Genomic DNA, 14,620 nt, shown 5'->3' on the forward strand with positions numbered 1-14,620 from the left:
CGTTCGGGGCCACTTGGCCGAAGCAGGGGTGTGCAGGTGACCGGGAGCGTGAAGGGATTGTGCATGCTGGGACTGGGGCCAACCATGGCCGAGCCGGTCGAGGCCGTCGGCGGTCCGCTCACCGCCCGCGACGCGGCCCGCGCCGTCGAGGCGGAGCTCGGGCGTGTTCTCGACGAAGGGCTGGAACGTGCCCGCGGCGCGGACCCGGTGTTCGCCCGCGACATCGCCGACCGCGTCGCCTCGTTGGTCCTGCGCGGCGGGAAGCGGCTGCGCACGGCGTTCGCCTGGTGCGGATGGCGTGCCGCCGGCGGGTCGGGGGACGCGACGGCGGTCCTGCGCACGGGCGCGGCCCTCGAACTCGTCCAAGGGTGTGCGCTCATCCATGACGACGTGATGGACGGATCACCTTTGCGGCGCGGCGCACCGGCGGTGCACGTGGACCTCGCCCGGATGCACGAGGACGCACGCATGGCGGGCTCCCCCGAAGCGTTCGGGACCTCCGCGGCCGTGCTCGCCGGCGACCTGGCGTTGGCCTGGGCTGACGACCTGCTGACCGAGACGGCGCTCGGTTCGCCGCACGGCCCGCGACTCCACCGTGAGTGGCAGGCCATGCGCGGCGAGATGGTCGCGGGTCAGTACCGGGACATCCACGCGCAGGCCACGCGCGCGTCCGGTGTCGACGAGGCGGTGATCATCGCCACCCTGAAGAGCGCCCTGTACACGGTGGAGCGCCCCCTGGCGCTGGGCGCCTCCGTGGCCGGCGCCGAGGCCGCCGTACTGGACGCGCTGCGCTCCGCCGGACGGTGCGCCGGTCTGGCCTTCCAGCTCCGCGACGATCTCCTCGGCACCTTCGGCGACCCGGCGACGACGGGCAAGCCCGTCGACGACGACCTCCGGGCGCGCAAGCTCACGTATCTGCTCGCCGTCGGCCACCGGCTCGCCGAAACCTCCGGCGACCGGGAGGCCGCGGACGTACTGGGCCCGGGCACGCCGTCCGTGTCCGACGACACCGTGCGCCGTATGCGCGCCGCGCTGGAGCGCACGGGGGCACGGGCGGTCGTCGAGTCGAAGATCGTCGAGCTGGCCGCGGCGAGCCTGCGGCACTTCGACCGGACCGGCGCGGAGCCCTTCGTCCGGCGGGAGTTCGCCGACCTGGTCGAACGAGCGTCCGGGATCGCGCCTTCTCGCTCGGGAGGGCCGGCGTGAGGACGGTACCGGGTGCCACGGACCACGTGGTCGTGGTGGGCGCAGGACTCTCCGGCCTCGCCTGCGCGCTGCATCTGCTGGGTGCCGGTCGCCGCGTGACGGTCGTGGAACGGGACGGCGGTCCCGGGGGCCGGGCGGGCCGCGTACACCTGGCCGGCTACGAGATCGACACGGGGCCGACCGTTCTCACCATGCCGCACCTGGCCGACGAGGCGTTCGCCGCCGTGGGCGACAGCCTCGACAGGCACGTCGAGCTGACGGCCCTGCACCCCGCCTACCGGGCCTGTTTCGCGGACGGCACCTCGCTCGACGTGCACACCGACGGTGAGGCGATGGAGGCGGAGGTCAGGCGGTTCGCGGGACCGGCGGAGGCCGCCGGTTACCGCGGACTGCGGGACTGGCTGGAGCGGCTGTACCGGGCCCAGATGCGGCGGTTCATCGACACGAACTTCGACTCTCCCTTCCAGTTGCTCCACCCTGACCTGGCACGGCTGGCGGCGCTGGGCGGATTCGGCCGACTGGACCGGCGTATCGGCCGTTTCCTCTCCGACCCCCGTCTGCGCCGCGTGTTCTCCTTCCAGGCCCTCTACGCGGGCGTGGCGCCGGCCAGAGCTCTCGCGGCCTATGCGGTGATCGCCTACATGGACACCGTGGCCGGCGTCTGGTTCCCGAAGGGTGGCATGCACGCGCTGCCGCGCGCGATGGCGAACGCGGCGGAACAGGCGGGCGCCGAGTTCCGCTGGTCGGACGAGGCGACGGTGCTGGAACGTTCGGGCGGCCGGGTCCGTGCCGTGCGTCTGGCCTCGGGCGAGCGCATCCCGTGCGACGCCGTGGTGCTGACGTGCGAGCTGCCCGCCGCTCACCGCCTCCTGGGACGCGCTCCGAAGCGCCCGGTGCGGTTGCGCCACTCACCGTCCGCCCTCGTCCTGCACGCCGGAACCGACCGCACCTGGCCCGCTCTGGCCCACCACACCCTGTCCTTCGGCGCCGCCTGGGAAAGCACCTTCGACGAACTCACCCGCTCGGGACGGTTGATGAGCGACCCGTCCCTGCTCATCACCCGGCCGACCACGCACGATCCCGGCCTCGCTCCACCGGGCAGGCACCTGCACTACGTCCTGGCGCCCTGTCCGAACACCGACGTGGGGCTGTCCGGCGCCGAGTGGCGGGACCTGGGGCCGCGCTACCGCGACAGCCTGGTCACCGAGCTGGAGCGGCGGGGACTCGACGGGTTCGCGGACAGCATCGAGGAGGAGCTGCTGGTGACGCCGCTGGACTGGGCGGCGCTGGGCCATGCGGCGGGCAGCCCCTTCTCGGTCTCCCACACCTTCGCCCAGACCGGGCCGTTCCGTCCACGCAACCTGGTGCGCGACCTGGAGAACGTCGTGCTGGCGGGCTGCGGCACCACCCCAGGCGTCGGCGTACCGACCGTGCTCATCAGCGGCAAGCTCGCCGCCGCCCGCGTGACCGGCGGCCGCCCGGCGCACACCCGTCCCGCACGGCGCGGCACAAGGGCCGTCGCACCGACCGCGGAGGGCGCCCATGACCCGTCGTGAACTGGACGCGGCGGGCATCACCGACCCCGCCCTGCGCACCGCCTACACCGACTGCCGGCGCCTCAACGCCCGCCACGGCAAGAGCTACTTCCTGGCCACCCGCCTGCTGCCGGTGGAGCGCCGGTCCGCCGTGCACGCCCTGTACGGCTTCGCCCGCTGGGCGGACGACATCGTGGACGACCTCGACCGGCACCGCGCGCCCGGGGAACGCGACCGTCTGCTGCGGCGTCTGGAGGGCGACCTCGCGCACGGGCTGCGCACCGGACAGGGCGACGAGCCCGTGGTGCGGGCCGTGGCCGACACCGCCGAACGGTACGACATCGCGCACACGCTGTTCGCCGACTTCCTGGCCTCGATGCGCAGCGACCTGCACGTCACGGACTATCCCACCTACGCCGACCTGCGGGGCTACATGCACGGCTCGGCCGCGGTGATCGGCCTGCAGATGCTGCCGGTCCTCGGCACGGTCGTCCCCCGCGAGGAGGCCGCGCCCCACGCGGCGGCCCTCGGGGTGGCCTTCCAGCTCACCAACTTCATCCGGGACGTCGGCGAGGACCTGGACCGGGGACGCGTCTACCTCCCGGCCGATCTGCTCGGCGCCCACGGCGTGGACCGGCCGCTGCTGGAGTGGAGCCGCCGTACGGGCCGCACCGACCCGCGCATCCGCGCGGCCCTCATGGCCGCCGTGGCCCTGACGAGGACGGTGTACCGGGCGGCGGAACCCGGCCTCGCCATGCTGGACCCGCGGACCCGCCCCTGCATCCGAACGGCGTTCGCCCTCTACGGCGGCATCCTCGACGCGATCGCGGACCAGGGGTACACGGTGCTCCAGCGTCGTGCGGCGGTCTCCCGGGGCCGCCGCGCGGCGACGGCGGCGGCCGGACTCGTGCAGATCGCCGGAGCGCGCTGGCGCGGCCGGCGCGCCGGGCGTCGGGCGCCCCACCCGGGCGTCGACCCCGCTGCCGTGGAAGAAGCCCGTGAAGTGAGTGACCGGAAGGGACCCGTACGGTGAGTGAACGAGCGGAACGGCCCCGCTGGACACCGCCGTTGCGGCGGCGCCGCCCCTCGGAGTGGGCGACCCAGACACCGACCTGGCGGGAAGCCCGCCCGGCTCTGATCGCCGACGCGCTCAAGCGGGCCTCGGCTCGCCCTTCCGGGAACTGGTACGTCGTCGGGGCCTCTCGCGAGGTGGGAGCCGGGGACCGTCCCCGCGGCAGGACGGTGGGCGGTGTGGAGGTCGTCCTGTGGCGGTCGGAAACCGGTGAGCTGCACGGGGGCCCGGGCATCTGCCCGCACCTGGGCGCACCTCTGCGGGACAGCAGGGTGGTGTGCGGGACCCTGGTGTGCCCCTGGCACGGACTGGCCCTGGACGGCGGGCCGTTCGCGGGATGGCATCCGTACCCGGTTCATGACGACGGCGTGCTGGTGTGGGTCCGGCTGGACGCGGTCGGCGGCGAGGAACCGACGGACCGTCCCGTGGTGCCGGTGCGGCCGGCGGCGGGCGACGGGGTGGACGCCGTCTTCACGGCCGTCGGGCGGTGCGAGCCTCAGGACGTGGTCGCCAATCGGCTCGACCCGTGGCACGGGTCGTGGTTCCACCCGTACTCGTTCGTCGACCTGGCCGTGGCCCGGACACCTCAGGACGAGGACGACGACGTCTTCGTCGTCGACGTCTCCTTCCGGGTCACCGGCCGTCTGGTGGTACCGGTGCGGGCGGAGTTCACCGCTCCGGAGCCCCGCACGGTGGTCATGCGGATCACGGAGGGGGAAGGGGCCACGTCCGTGGTGGAGACGCATGCCACGCCCCTGACCGGGGAGTCGGCCCAGCGGCCGCGGACAGCCGTCGTCGAGGCGGTCGTCGCCGCCTCGGACCGGCGCGGCTTCGCGTTGGCGCGGGCCGTGGCGCCCGTGCTGCGCCCGCTGATGCGCCGGACGGCCGGCAGGCTGTGGCGTGACGACCTCGCTTACGCGGAGCGGCGCTGGGAGCTGCGCAGCACGGGGCGGTTCCCGGGCTGACACCGGTGCGACGGGAGAGGCGGCGCCGGTCACGACGGCGCCCGGTCCCGTCTGCCCGGTCAGGCCCGGGCCCCGGCCCTCACCGCTTCCCGATCCCGCCGAGGGCGCGCAGCGCTGCCGAGCGGCCGGCCCGGGGAACCGTCCACAGTGTCTGTCCGCGCACTCCCCAGCCCGCGAGAAGGGTTCCGGCCGCCAGGAACCCGGTGGTGGCCGCGCGTTCCATCAGGGCCACGGGCAGGTCGCTGCGGATCGCGTCGCCGGCCAGTGTCACCCTCGGGTGGGGCGTCACCACGGTGGGCCGCCGGGCGTGCGAACCGACCGGGAAGAAGGGGCAGTCGGAGCGCCATTCGTGCCGGGCGTCCACGATCCCTGCCTCCCGGGTCTCCGGGTACACCCGATGGAGGCTGTCGATCAGGCGGTTCTGCACGGTCGTCGGTGTCGCGCCCGCGGCGACGGCGTAGGCGTGCAGCTCCACCACGGAGCCGCCGCTTCGGGCGGCCCAGCGGGCGGCCTGCCCCTCGTAGCGGTCGAGGACGCTGATGTTGTCGAGGCCGTCGTAGCCGCTGGTGCCGAGGAAGCCGGGACGGTCGGGGCGGACCGGCCGGTCGAGCCAGAGCCGGGAGACGAGGAAGGGCGGGGCGGTCGCCAGGGCGGCGATGTCGTCGCGCCAGGCCGGAGTGCCGAGGCCGGGTGAGGCGGCGACGACCCCGCGCAGTGCTCCGGGGTCGAGGGCGAGGACAGCGGCCTCGTACCGGTCCACGGCACGGTCCGTCCGCACCTCCACCCCGCCGTCGGCGTCGGGGTGGACGCCGCGCACGGGTGTGCTGGTGCGGATGTCCGCTCCGTGGCTCTGGAGGTAGTCGCCGAGCGGCTCCCACAGGGCGTGCGGGAAGGGCTCGTCCGGCACGTCGAAGAGCAGGCCCTCCGCGGAGCCGAGGAAGTAGATGTGGAACATCAGCAGCAGTTCCGCGGCGGACAGTTCCCGTGGGTCGGCGAAGAAACTGCGGGAGAACACCTCGAAGGCCAGATGATGCGCCGCCGGGGGGAAGCGGACGCCTTCCAGGAACGCTGTCGCGCTCATGCCGTCGAAGCGGTCGTAGACCTCGGGCACGCGGACGTCGAGGAGCGGCAGCGCCGCGCGGGCGTCCATGCGGGCGAGGTCGCGCCAGCCGAAGGTCGGGCTCAGGGCGACGAAGCCGAGCGCGCTGAGCGGTGGGGTGCGCGGGACACGGGCGAAGCTGTCGGTCAGTCCGCCGCTGTGCCGCAGCGGATAGTCGGGCAGCGGGCGGAGACGGTCGAGTCCGGGATCGGTCCGCCGCAGCAGACCGCGCAGGTTGTAGTACTGGCGGAAGAAGGCGTGGAAGCCGCGGCTCATGGTCACCAGGGAGCCGTCGGCCAGACGGGTGGGCCGGCCGGCGAGGCGTCCGCCGAGCGACTCCTCCCGTTCGTAGAGGGTGACGCGAGCGCCGCGTTCGACCAGCAGCGTGGCCGCGGCCAGGCCGGCGATGCCCCCGCCGACGACGGCGACGGCGGGCGCGTCGCCCGGGGGGAAACGGTCCCGCCCCGGCGCGGGCAGCACGATGTCGGCCTTGCGGTCGCGGCCCCGTCGGGCCGTCCGGGGGGAAGCGCTCACCGAGCGTCCTCCACGTGCTGCGCGGCAGAGCCGTTGCGGGCCAGGAAGGTGTGCAGGATGCCGGTCTGCCAACCGGCCACGGGAGCGGCGCGTACGCCGTCGAAGCCCGCGTCCGACAGACGCGCGGTGAAGGCGGGAACGGTGTCGAAGTCGAGGACGCTGCGCCACAGATGCCGGTAGAGGGCGCGGTCGCCGCTGAGTGTGCCCGCGGGGATGATCACCCCCTGGCAGACGGCCGTCCACAGGGCACGATGGACGGCGGAGCCGCTGAGACTGTACTCGTGGACGACGAGCCGGCCGCCCGGTCGCAGTACCGAGCGGACAGCCGCGAGAACCCCGTCCGGGTCCGTGACGTTGCGGAACAGATAGGCGGCGAACACCGCGTCGTACGGCCCCTCCCCCGTCGTCGCGACCTCCTCGGCGGTCAGGTGCTGGAACCGCACGCGAGAGGGCCACGGTTTGGCGAGTGCCCGTCGCAGCATTCCCGAGGAGGCGTCGACGGCCGTGATCCGGGCGTGCGGAGCGGCCCGCAGGAGCGCCCGGGTGGAGGCGCCGGTGCCGCAGCCGAGGTCCAGCACGTGCAGACCGGCCCCGGCCCGGGGCAGCCGGAGGCGGCGGGCCGAGCGGAGGAGGTCGGTGCGGTAGCCGGGGTTGAGGGCGGTCAGACGGTCGTAGGTCTGTGAGGCGTGGTCGAAGGCGCGTGCCAGGTCGTGGTCGTGCAGCAGCGTCATCGGTGGCGTTCTCCGGTTCGTGGGACGTGGAGCGAACGGCGGGGCAGGAAGGGCAGTTCGAGGGCGGTACGGAGCATGGGGCCGACGGGGGTGCGCAGGCCGATGCCCCATTCCTCCCGGAAGGTGGTGCCGCCGTCGAGGAAGCGCAGCAGCCGTTCGGGGGGTACGCGGCGGAACAGGTCCGTGAAGAAGTCGGGGCCGTCGATCCGTCCGGTGTCCAGGGCCCGCAGCAGCACGGCGTCCATGGCGAGGGCCCGCCGCCCGTGCGGCGGCGGGACGACCGCGTGGCCCGCGCTCAGGGCGGCGGCGATGGCCCGGCTCTGGCGCTGCACGGCGGCGAAGGTGTAACCGGTCGCCGGCCGGGTGGCACCGCCCGCGGTCCCGATGCGGAAGACGGCCGGTCCGACCCGGCGGGCGAAGCGCGCGTCGGTCATGGGAATCGCCCCCTGCTCCGCCGACTCGACCGTGAACGGGCCGAGCTCCAGGACGTCCCGGCTGTAGTGGGCCAGCGCCGCCTCGTACGCCTCGGTGGTCAGGGGGGCCCGGGAGAACTCGGTGTACTCGACGAGTGCCCGGTCCGGTGCCAGGGGCAGCACGTAGCCGAACGCGAGGCCGTGGGACGGCTGGGGCACCCGGAAGTCCATCAGGTCGGCCACCGAAGGATCGAAGCGTTCCGTGTCCGTGCGGACGAACCAGCCGCGGAAATGCTGCGTCAGGTGGGTGCGGGCCGGTGGGGGGGTGCGTCTCGGGCGGGAGTCGAAGACATGGCGCGCGCGGAGGGACAGTGTGCGGCCGTCGGGGGTCGTGCAGCGCACCTCCGCGCCGTCGGCCGTGCTCCGCACCGTGTCCGCCGTCGCGCGCAGGACGCGCACACCGGGAGAACGGGCGAGTGCGGAGTGCACCAGGCGTTCGAAGTCCGCGGACCGCAGCATGCGGTAGGTCAGCGGGGACGGATCCACGGTGATCGCGCGACCGTCGGGGCCGCGCACACGCAGCCGGGACCAGAAGGCGCTCACCGCTTCGTCGACGTCGCGGGTGCCGTGGTCCCAGTAGCACCAGGTCCGCTCGGGAGGGCGCAGCGGTCCGTCCGGGGCCTCCACGAGGGTGAGGGTGGCCGCGGCGGAGGCGGTCAGTCGGTGGGCGAGGCTGAGTCCGGCCGCGCCGCCGCCGACGATCACCACGTCGCACGGCGCTCCGGACGAGCCCGGCTGCCGGCTCACCTGGCCCGCCGTTCCACGACGGGTGACCCGTCCGGGGCGCTGCGCAGCAGTTCGGCGTCCGCTTCCATCGCATCGGCGACGGCCGCCACGATGCGGCTCGGGTCGCCCCCCGGGGGCATCCGCGGGGCCGTGCCCGCGACACGACGGTCGGCGAAACCCGTCTCCAGGTGCCCGGGGCTGACCTCGAGCACCCGGACGCCCCGGCTCCGTGTCTCCCGGCGCACCGCGCCGAGCCAGGCGCTCAGCGCCGCTTTGGAGGCGCTGTAGTCGGCCATCCCCGCCTGCGGGTGTTGCGCGACCGCGCCGGTGAACGCGGCGATCACGGATCCGGCTCCCATGACGGTGAGGGCGGCGCGGAAGAACGCGGCGGGCGCGAGGAAGTTGACCGCCGACAAGTGCTCCCCCACTTCGTCACCGACGTCCGCCGCCTGCCCGAAGGCCACCGCGCCGAAGGCCGTCACGACGCCGTCCAGCCCGCCGAGCAGGGTGTGCGCGCCCAGGACGGCCCGGGCGCAGGACGCGGGGTCGTACGCGTCGAACAGGAGGGTCGGAGCGCCCGGGCACTCCTGGGCGAGGCGGGCGAGACGGTCCGGATCGCGGCCCGCGAGCGCGGGACGCGCTCCACGACCGAACAGTTCCGCGGTGAGGGCACCGCCGAGGACGCCGGTGGCGCCTGCCACCAGCACGCGCGCGCCGTCGAGGTTCACAGTCCACTCCCAGGGGTGAGCAACGGCCTTGGTTCTCCCCCGCTTGTTCCGTGCGTCGCCGTCCGGCGGATGCGCCGCGCCCGGTCCGGGCGGCCCTCAAGTGGCCATCACGTCGGCGAGAAGTTCCCGGGCGGCCCGGGTACCCGAGGCCAGCGCGCCCTGCACGCTGCCGGTCGCCCGATGGTCCCCGCAGACGTACCTGCCGGCGGCGACTCGTGTCGTACGGCTCAGCGGCCACGGCGGCTCCATGGCGGGCAGGGCGCCGTCCACGGTGTACACCGCGACCTGGCGCCATGTGCTCGTGTCGGTGCCGTACAACTCGGCCAGGCGCCGCAGCGCCGCCTCGCCCGCTCCGGGCCGGTCCGTGCCCAGCACGGACGTGGAGATCAGCGCGGTGCCCGGCGGCGCGTAGGTGGGAGCGACCTCGGACAGCACACAGGTGTTCAGCAGGGCGCCGGAGCCGTCCACCACCAGCGTGGGCTCGGTCAGCGGTGGACGTGCCGCGGCGTGATAGTACGTGGTGACCGTCCGGCCGAGGGGGACGGCCAGGCCCGGCAGCAAGCGCGCCGCGGCGGGCGCGTCCGTCGCCACCACCACCGACGAGGCCGGCAGCTCCCGACCGTCGGCCAGCACCACCCCGGTGGCGGTGACCGCGTCGACCGGTGTCTCCAGCCGCAGGACGCCAGGGGGCAGGCCGGCTGCCAGCTGAGCGGGCACGGCGCCGACCCCGTCGGCGGGCAGGCAGAGCGTTCCCCTGACCATGCTCCGCCAGACCAGGTGGAAGAAGCGGGCGGAGGTCTCCAGACGGTCCTCCAGAAAGATGCCGGACAGGAAGGGCCGCAGGATGTCGGTGACCGTTTCCGGCGACAGTCCCGCGCGCGTGAGGGCGATGGCGGTGGAGCGGTCCGCACGGCGCTTCAGGAGGCCGACGGGCAGCAGGGCGTCCCGGGCGGTGAGCGCGGTCATGGCGGCGAGGTCGCGGGCCGACAGGATCCGGCCGGGGAGCAGCGCCCCCACCGCGTCCGGCTGCCGGGTCGGATCGGCGAGGCGAACGGTGCCGGTCGACGTGTGCACGATCATGCCCGGGGTGAAGGGCCTCAGCCGTAGGGCCCGCAGGTCGAGACGCCGCTTGACCTGGGGATAGGCGGTGTTGAAGACCTGGAATCCACGGTCCAGCAGGAAGCCCTCCCGCCGGTCGGTCCGCATCCGGCCGCCGACTCCGTCGGACGCCTCCAGCAGCGCCACGCCCCGTCCGGCGCGGCACAGGTCCAAGGCGCAGGCGAGACCGGCGAGACCCGCTCCGACGACGACCGTGTCAGGGGTGCCGCGGTCGTGACTGGCCATCTTCCTCTTCCTTCGCAGTCGGCCGTCGCCCGGTCGGTCAACGAGACGGCCCCCGCCCGCGAGGCTTTCCCGCGTCCGTCCCGCCTCGGTCGGCGCCCGGCGCGTCCTTCGCGCCGCGTCGTTTCCGGCGGAGGCGGAGCGAGAACGCACGGCACGCACCCCGGGCACGTTCGGCCCGGAGACCAGGCGCCCCCGGAGAGACCAGGCGCCCCACTTGTACCCCGCGGGCGGCGTCATCTCACCGACGCAGGGCCGACTCCACCGCCGCGACGGCCTCCGCCAGCCCGGAAGGATGCGGCAGACCCGGTACGGTCTGCCCCGCCCAGCCGGGGCCGAGCGTCAGGACGAGCGGCTTCCCGCGAGCGCCGCGCACCCCCCACTCGATCGCCGAGACATGCTGGGCGAGCGGCCGGCTGGCCGTGGTCCGCGACTGGGCCCACAGCCCCACCGCGGCCGGCCCTGTCCTCCGTACGGCGGCCACCAGAGACTCGACGGGCAGCGCACCGCCGAACATGCGCACGGGCACGTTCCGTTCGGACAGCGCGGCGGCCAGCACCTCCAGCGGCAGGGTGTGATTCTCCGCGGGCACACAGGCCAGCACCGTCGTGGCGCCGGGGCGATCGGCGGGCACAGGCGGCGCATGGCGCCGTAGGGCGCCCGAGACGTGCCAGGACAGGAAGTGCTCGACCTCGACGTACCGCTCGCCCGAGCTCTCCCACTTGCGGCCGACCGCCTGGAGCGTCGGCATGATCACCTCCGTCCAGGCAGCGACCAGGCCGTGCTCCTCGATGGCGGCCCTCAGCAGGTCTTCGAGAGCGGCGGCGTCGAGGCGCAGGGCCGCCCGGGCGACGCCCTTGCACTCCTGACGCACGTCACCGAGCCTCAGGCCGGTTCCGGCCCGGCTTCTCGCACGGGCCGCCCGCCGCGAGGCGGGGGCGGCGCCCTCCTCCCACGAGGGCAGGTCCGTCCCGGTCGCGTCGAGAGCCAGACGGGCGGCCTCGGCCGGCGGCAGTCCCGTTGCCGTCAGAGCGCACATGCGCTCCAGCCGGGCCAGGTCCTCGGGGGTCCAGCGGCGGTGCCGACCGCCGGTGTGCGCGACAGGGCCCAGGCCGTAGCGGCGGTCCCACGAACGGACCGTCGTCGGCGCCACGCCCAGACGCCTCGCCACCTCGCCCGTGGTCAGCCCGCCACCGCGCCGCCCATCCGCCGCGTCGCCCTCGCGCTCGTCCCTGTTCACACCTCCACCTTACGACGCACAACCGACGCATGTTGTCCGCGTCGGTCTCGCTCACAAGACTGGGCGCCACGAGACGGCGGCAGCGAGCCACGTTGTCCCGACCCGCTCCGCGGGCGGCCTCCCCGCGTGCGGCGCAGACGGCAGGAGGAACAGGTCATGACCACGTACTCGCCTCGCACAGGTGTCCGCCCTCCGACCCCGCGGGCAGCCGGGTCCGAGGACGAACTCGCCCGTGGCCTGCTCGCCGCCGACGAGAACGCTTTCGCGGCCGTCTACCGGCGCTGGGGTTCGCTCGTCCACACGATGGCCACCCGCTCACTCGGGGACACGTACGAAGCCGAGGACGTGACCCAGCAGGTGTTCCTGGGCGCGTGGCGCGGGCGGGAGGGCTACCGCCCGGAACGAGGGCCGCTCGGCGGGTGGCTCGTCGGCATCACCCGCCGCAAGATCGTCGACGCGCTGGCGGCCAGGACGAGGCGTCTCAACCTGATCGACACCGTGGCCCACGATGCCGGCGGCCGGCGCCACGACGAAGGGGCACCGGACGGGGTTCTGGACCGGGTGCTCCTGGTCGACGCGTTGTCCCGGCTGCCGCGCGGCCCCCGTGAGGTGCTGTGCCTGGCCTTCTACGAGGACCTGACCCAGGCCCAGATCGCCGAGCGCACCGGTATGCCCCTGGGCACCGTGAAGAGCCACACCCGGCGCGGCCTCCTTCGACTGCGCGAGGCGATCGAACAAGGCCGGGGCGACGAGAACGCCGCGTAGGCGCTCCGAAAAAACCGTGACGCGAGCATCCGCGGCGGCACCCGTGGACGAATCACCCACGAGACCGCGCAACGAGCGCAACCGGCGCGACCGGCGCGACCTCAGCGAAGGGATGATCCTCATGACCTTCCGGACCCCCCTCCTCATCGGCGCGTCGGCCGCGGCCTGGGCCCTCGCCCTCTCCGCCGCCGCGCCCGCCATGGCCGCCCCCGCCGAGGGCAGTGACGACAAGGCCATGGTGTCCGTGTTCCACGGCGTCCCGGGACTGACCGTCGACGTCTACGCCAACGGTGACAAGCTCCTCGGCGACTTCAAGCCCGGAACGGTGACCGACCCGCAGTCGCTCGACGCCGGCACCTACGACATCCAGGTCTTCGAAGCCGGCCAGGGCCCCGGCGGCACCCCCGCCGTCGAAAAGGAGATCAAGGTACCGGCCGGAGCCAACGCCACGATCGCCGCGCATCTCTCCGCCGGCGGCACACCGCAGCTGACGGCCTTCACCAACGATGTGTCCCCCCTCGACAACGGCAAGGCGAGGCTGACCGTGCGTCACGTGGCCGCCGCACCGGCCGTGGACGTCCGGGTCGGCGGACAACCGGTCTTCAAGGGACTGGAGAACCCGAAGCAGGCCACCGCCGTGGTCGACAAGGGCACCGTCTCGGCCGACGTGGTGCTCGCCGGCACCAGCACCGTGGCCATCGGTCCGGCCGACCTCAACCTCAAGGACCGCACCAGCAACATCGTCTACGCCTGGGGCGGCGGGAACGGCAAGGACCTCGCGCTGGCGACGCAGACGTTCGGCGGCATGGATTCCGCGTCGAACGCCGTCCACGCCGGGCCCTTCGGCGCGGCCGCCCAGCCGAACTCCTCCGAGCAATGGCTGGCCTGGGCGGCCGTGACCGGGATGGTCACACTGACGGGCGTGCTGCTGATCCGCCGGCCCGCGAGCCGGCGTGGGTGACACGGCCCGACGACTCACCGGCCCCGCCGTGATGACCGCCGCGCGGGCGGCGGTCATCACCCTCGGGCCCACCTCGAACGAGCAAGCGCATCCTCGGACGGCCACCACCCGGTACAGGGACGTGCGGGGCGTGCGGGGCACGCGACCCAGCACACGAACAGGAGGGTGCCGGTGCCGCACGTCGACCCCACGCACCTGGTGGAACTGGCCCTCGGAAACGACTTCTCGCACGACGACGTCGGTGCCCTGCGGCACATCGCCGTGTGCCGGCGCTGCTGGGAGGAACTCAGCCTGATGACCCGGGTCGTCAGCGCCGCCCGGGGAGTCGAGGAACCGGACCTCCCGGCCGCCCCTCCGGAACGGGTGTGGCGGGGCATCACACGCGAACGGGCGGAGACGGAAGCGGCCTCCGGTCCCGCGCCTTCGATCAGCGGGCTGTGCGGCTCATCGGCCGGCTCCCCTCGCATGGGCCGCTTCCCGCGCATCCGAAGCCGAGAGATCGTTCTCGCGCTCGCCGCCGCCGGCGGCCTCTGTCTCCTGTCGTGGTGGCATCGGGCCCGCTCCGGGCGGCGCTGCGACCGGGCGGCCTTCTCCCGGCCACATCCGCGCCGGTGAGCCCGGGCCACTCCCGCCGTACGGGTGTGGGTCCCGGTCCCGTACGGGTGTGGGTCCCGGTCGGCGGGGCAGGCGGTCCTCCTGAGGCCGCGGCGGGCAGCCCCGCCGCGGCCCACTCGATCGGAACGGAGGAGTGATCCGCATGACGGAGAACGCGTGGAGCTACGGGGCGGAGTCCGGTTACCCGGTGGGCACGAACCTCGCCGGCTGGAGGGTCGAGGCGACCGACGGGCACATCGGCAAGGTCGACAAGCACTCCGAGGACGTCGGTGACGCCTATCTGGTCGTCGACACCGGCGTATGGATCTTCGGCAAGGAGGTGCTGCTCCCGGCGAGCACGGTGACGCGTGTCGACCTGGAGGAGCACACGGTCCATGTCGGCCTGACCAAGGAACAGATCAAGGACGCACCGGAGTTCCACTCCGACAAGCACCTCGCGGATCAGCAGTACCGGGAGGAGATCGCCGTGCACTACCGGACGGGCGGGCCGTTCGGCGGCGGGCCGAGCCCCGTCTGACCCCAGGGCCTGCCTGACGGGGGGGGGGGGGGGGGGGGGGGGGGGGGGGGGGGGGGGGGGGGGGGGGGGGGGGGGGGGGGGGGGGGGGGGGGGGGGGGGGGGGGGGGGGGGG

At 74.2% G+C, this 14,620-nt stretch carries 14 protein-coding genes; 8 read left to right on the forward strand and 6 right to left on the reverse strand.

The window, feature by feature from the left end; translation table 11 throughout:
- Positions 1-63 precede the first annotated feature (63 nt).
- From ACZ4VW_RS10925 to ACZ4VW_RS10940, 4 genes are read left to right on the forward strand one after another with little or no spacing between them, the layout of a single operon-like run.
- Complete coding sequence (locus ACZ4VW_RS10925) at positions 64-1,206, forward strand: polyprenyl synthetase family protein (protein ID WP_467960757.1); 1,143 nt, start codon at positions 64-66, stop codon at positions 1,204-1,206.
- Positions 1,203-2,762, forward strand: coding sequence for a phytoene desaturase (locus tag ACZ4VW_RS10930; RefSeq protein WP_467960758.1), 1,560 nt, complete (start codon positions 1,203-1,205; stop codon positions 2,760-2,762). The genes ACZ4VW_RS10925 and ACZ4VW_RS10930 overlap by 4 nt, the downstream gene beginning before the upstream one ends.
- The gene (locus ACZ4VW_RS10935; protein ID WP_467960760.1) at positions 2,749-3,774 is read left to right on the forward strand and encodes a phytoene/squalene synthase family protein; all 1,026 of its coding nucleotides are present in this window, start codon (positions 2,749-2,751) and stop codon (positions 3,772-3,774) included. Before ACZ4VW_RS10930 ends, ACZ4VW_RS10935 begins: the two co-directional genes overlap by 14 nt.
- Entirely contained in the window at positions 3,771-4,778 is a 1,008-nt protein-coding gene (locus ACZ4VW_RS10940) for a DUF5914 domain-containing protein (protein ID WP_467960762.1), read from the forward strand. Before ACZ4VW_RS10935 ends, ACZ4VW_RS10940 begins: the two co-directional genes overlap by 4 nt.
- Before the next feature lie 79 nt (positions 4,779-4,857).
- Here the strand turns inward: ACZ4VW_RS10940 and ACZ4VW_RS10945 are convergent, their stop codons facing one another.
- From ACZ4VW_RS10945 to ACZ4VW_RS10970, 6 genes are all read right to left on the reverse strand, one after another.
- Positions 4,858-6,411, reverse strand: a complete 1,554-nt coding sequence (locus ACZ4VW_RS10945) for an FAD-dependent oxidoreductase (RefSeq protein ID WP_467960764.1) — start codon at positions 6,409-6,411, stop codon at positions 4,858-4,860.
- Positions 6,408-7,142 (reverse strand): methyltransferase domain-containing protein, encoded by a 735-nt coding sequence (locus ACZ4VW_RS10950; protein ID WP_467960766.1) that lies wholly within the window; start codon positions 7,140-7,142, stop codon positions 6,408-6,410. The genes ACZ4VW_RS10945 and ACZ4VW_RS10950 overlap by 4 nt, the downstream gene beginning before the upstream one ends.
- The gene (locus ACZ4VW_RS10955; protein ID WP_467960768.1) at positions 7,139-8,362 is read right to left on the reverse strand and encodes a lycopene cyclase family protein; all 1,224 of its coding nucleotides are present in this window, start codon (positions 8,360-8,362) and stop codon (positions 7,139-7,141) included. Before ACZ4VW_RS10955 ends, ACZ4VW_RS10950 begins: the two co-directional genes overlap by 4 nt.
- Complete coding sequence (locus tag ACZ4VW_RS10960) at positions 8,359-9,069, reverse strand: SDR family NAD(P)-dependent oxidoreductase (RefSeq protein ID WP_467960770.1); 711 nt, start codon at positions 9,067-9,069, stop codon at positions 8,359-8,361. The genes ACZ4VW_RS10955 and ACZ4VW_RS10960 overlap by 4 nt, the downstream gene beginning before the upstream one ends.
- A gap of 96 nt (positions 9,070-9,165) precedes the next feature.
- On the reverse strand, positions 9,166-10,413 hold the full coding sequence (locus ACZ4VW_RS10965) for an NAD(P)/FAD-dependent oxidoreductase (RefSeq protein WP_467960772.1): 1,248 nt from the start codon (positions 10,411-10,413) through the stop codon (positions 9,166-9,168).
- 238 nt (positions 10,414-10,651) lie between these two features.
- Positions 10,652-11,650 carry a MerR family transcriptional regulator gene (locus ACZ4VW_RS10970; RefSeq protein ID WP_467960773.1) on the reverse strand — a complete coding sequence of 333 codons (999 nt, stop codon included), beginning with the start codon at positions 11,648-11,650 and terminating at the stop codon, positions 10,652-10,654.
- A 156-nt stretch (positions 11,651-11,806) separates the two neighbouring features.
- Here ACZ4VW_RS10970 and ACZ4VW_RS10975 point away from each other — a divergent pair, with 156 nt between their 5' ends.
- The 4 genes from ACZ4VW_RS10975 (at position 11,807) to ACZ4VW_RS10990 (ending at position 14,508) form a co-directional block, all read left to right on the forward strand.
- The gene (locus ACZ4VW_RS10975; protein WP_467960775.1) at positions 11,807-12,415 is read left to right on the forward strand and encodes a sigma-70 family RNA polymerase sigma factor; all 609 of its coding nucleotides are present in this window, start codon (positions 11,807-11,809) and stop codon (positions 12,413-12,415) included.
- A gap of 121 nt (positions 12,416-12,536) precedes the next feature.
- Complete coding sequence (locus ACZ4VW_RS10980) at positions 12,537-13,376, forward strand: DUF4397 domain-containing protein (protein ID WP_467960777.1); 840 nt, start codon at positions 12,537-12,539, stop codon at positions 13,374-13,376.
- 171 nt (positions 13,377-13,547) lie between these two features.
- Complete coding sequence (locus tag ACZ4VW_RS10985; protein WP_467960779.1) at positions 13,548-13,991, forward strand: hypothetical protein; 444 nt, start codon at positions 13,548-13,550, stop codon at positions 13,989-13,991.
- A 142-nt stretch (positions 13,992-14,133) separates the two neighbouring features.
- Positions 14,134-14,508, forward strand: a complete 375-nt coding sequence (locus ACZ4VW_RS10990; RefSeq protein WP_467960780.1) for a PRC-barrel domain-containing protein — start codon at positions 14,134-14,136, stop codon at positions 14,506-14,508.
- Positions 14,509-14,620: the final 112 nt, after the last annotated feature.

It is taken from the genome of Streptomyces sp. NPDC029139, assembly GCF_055564335.1.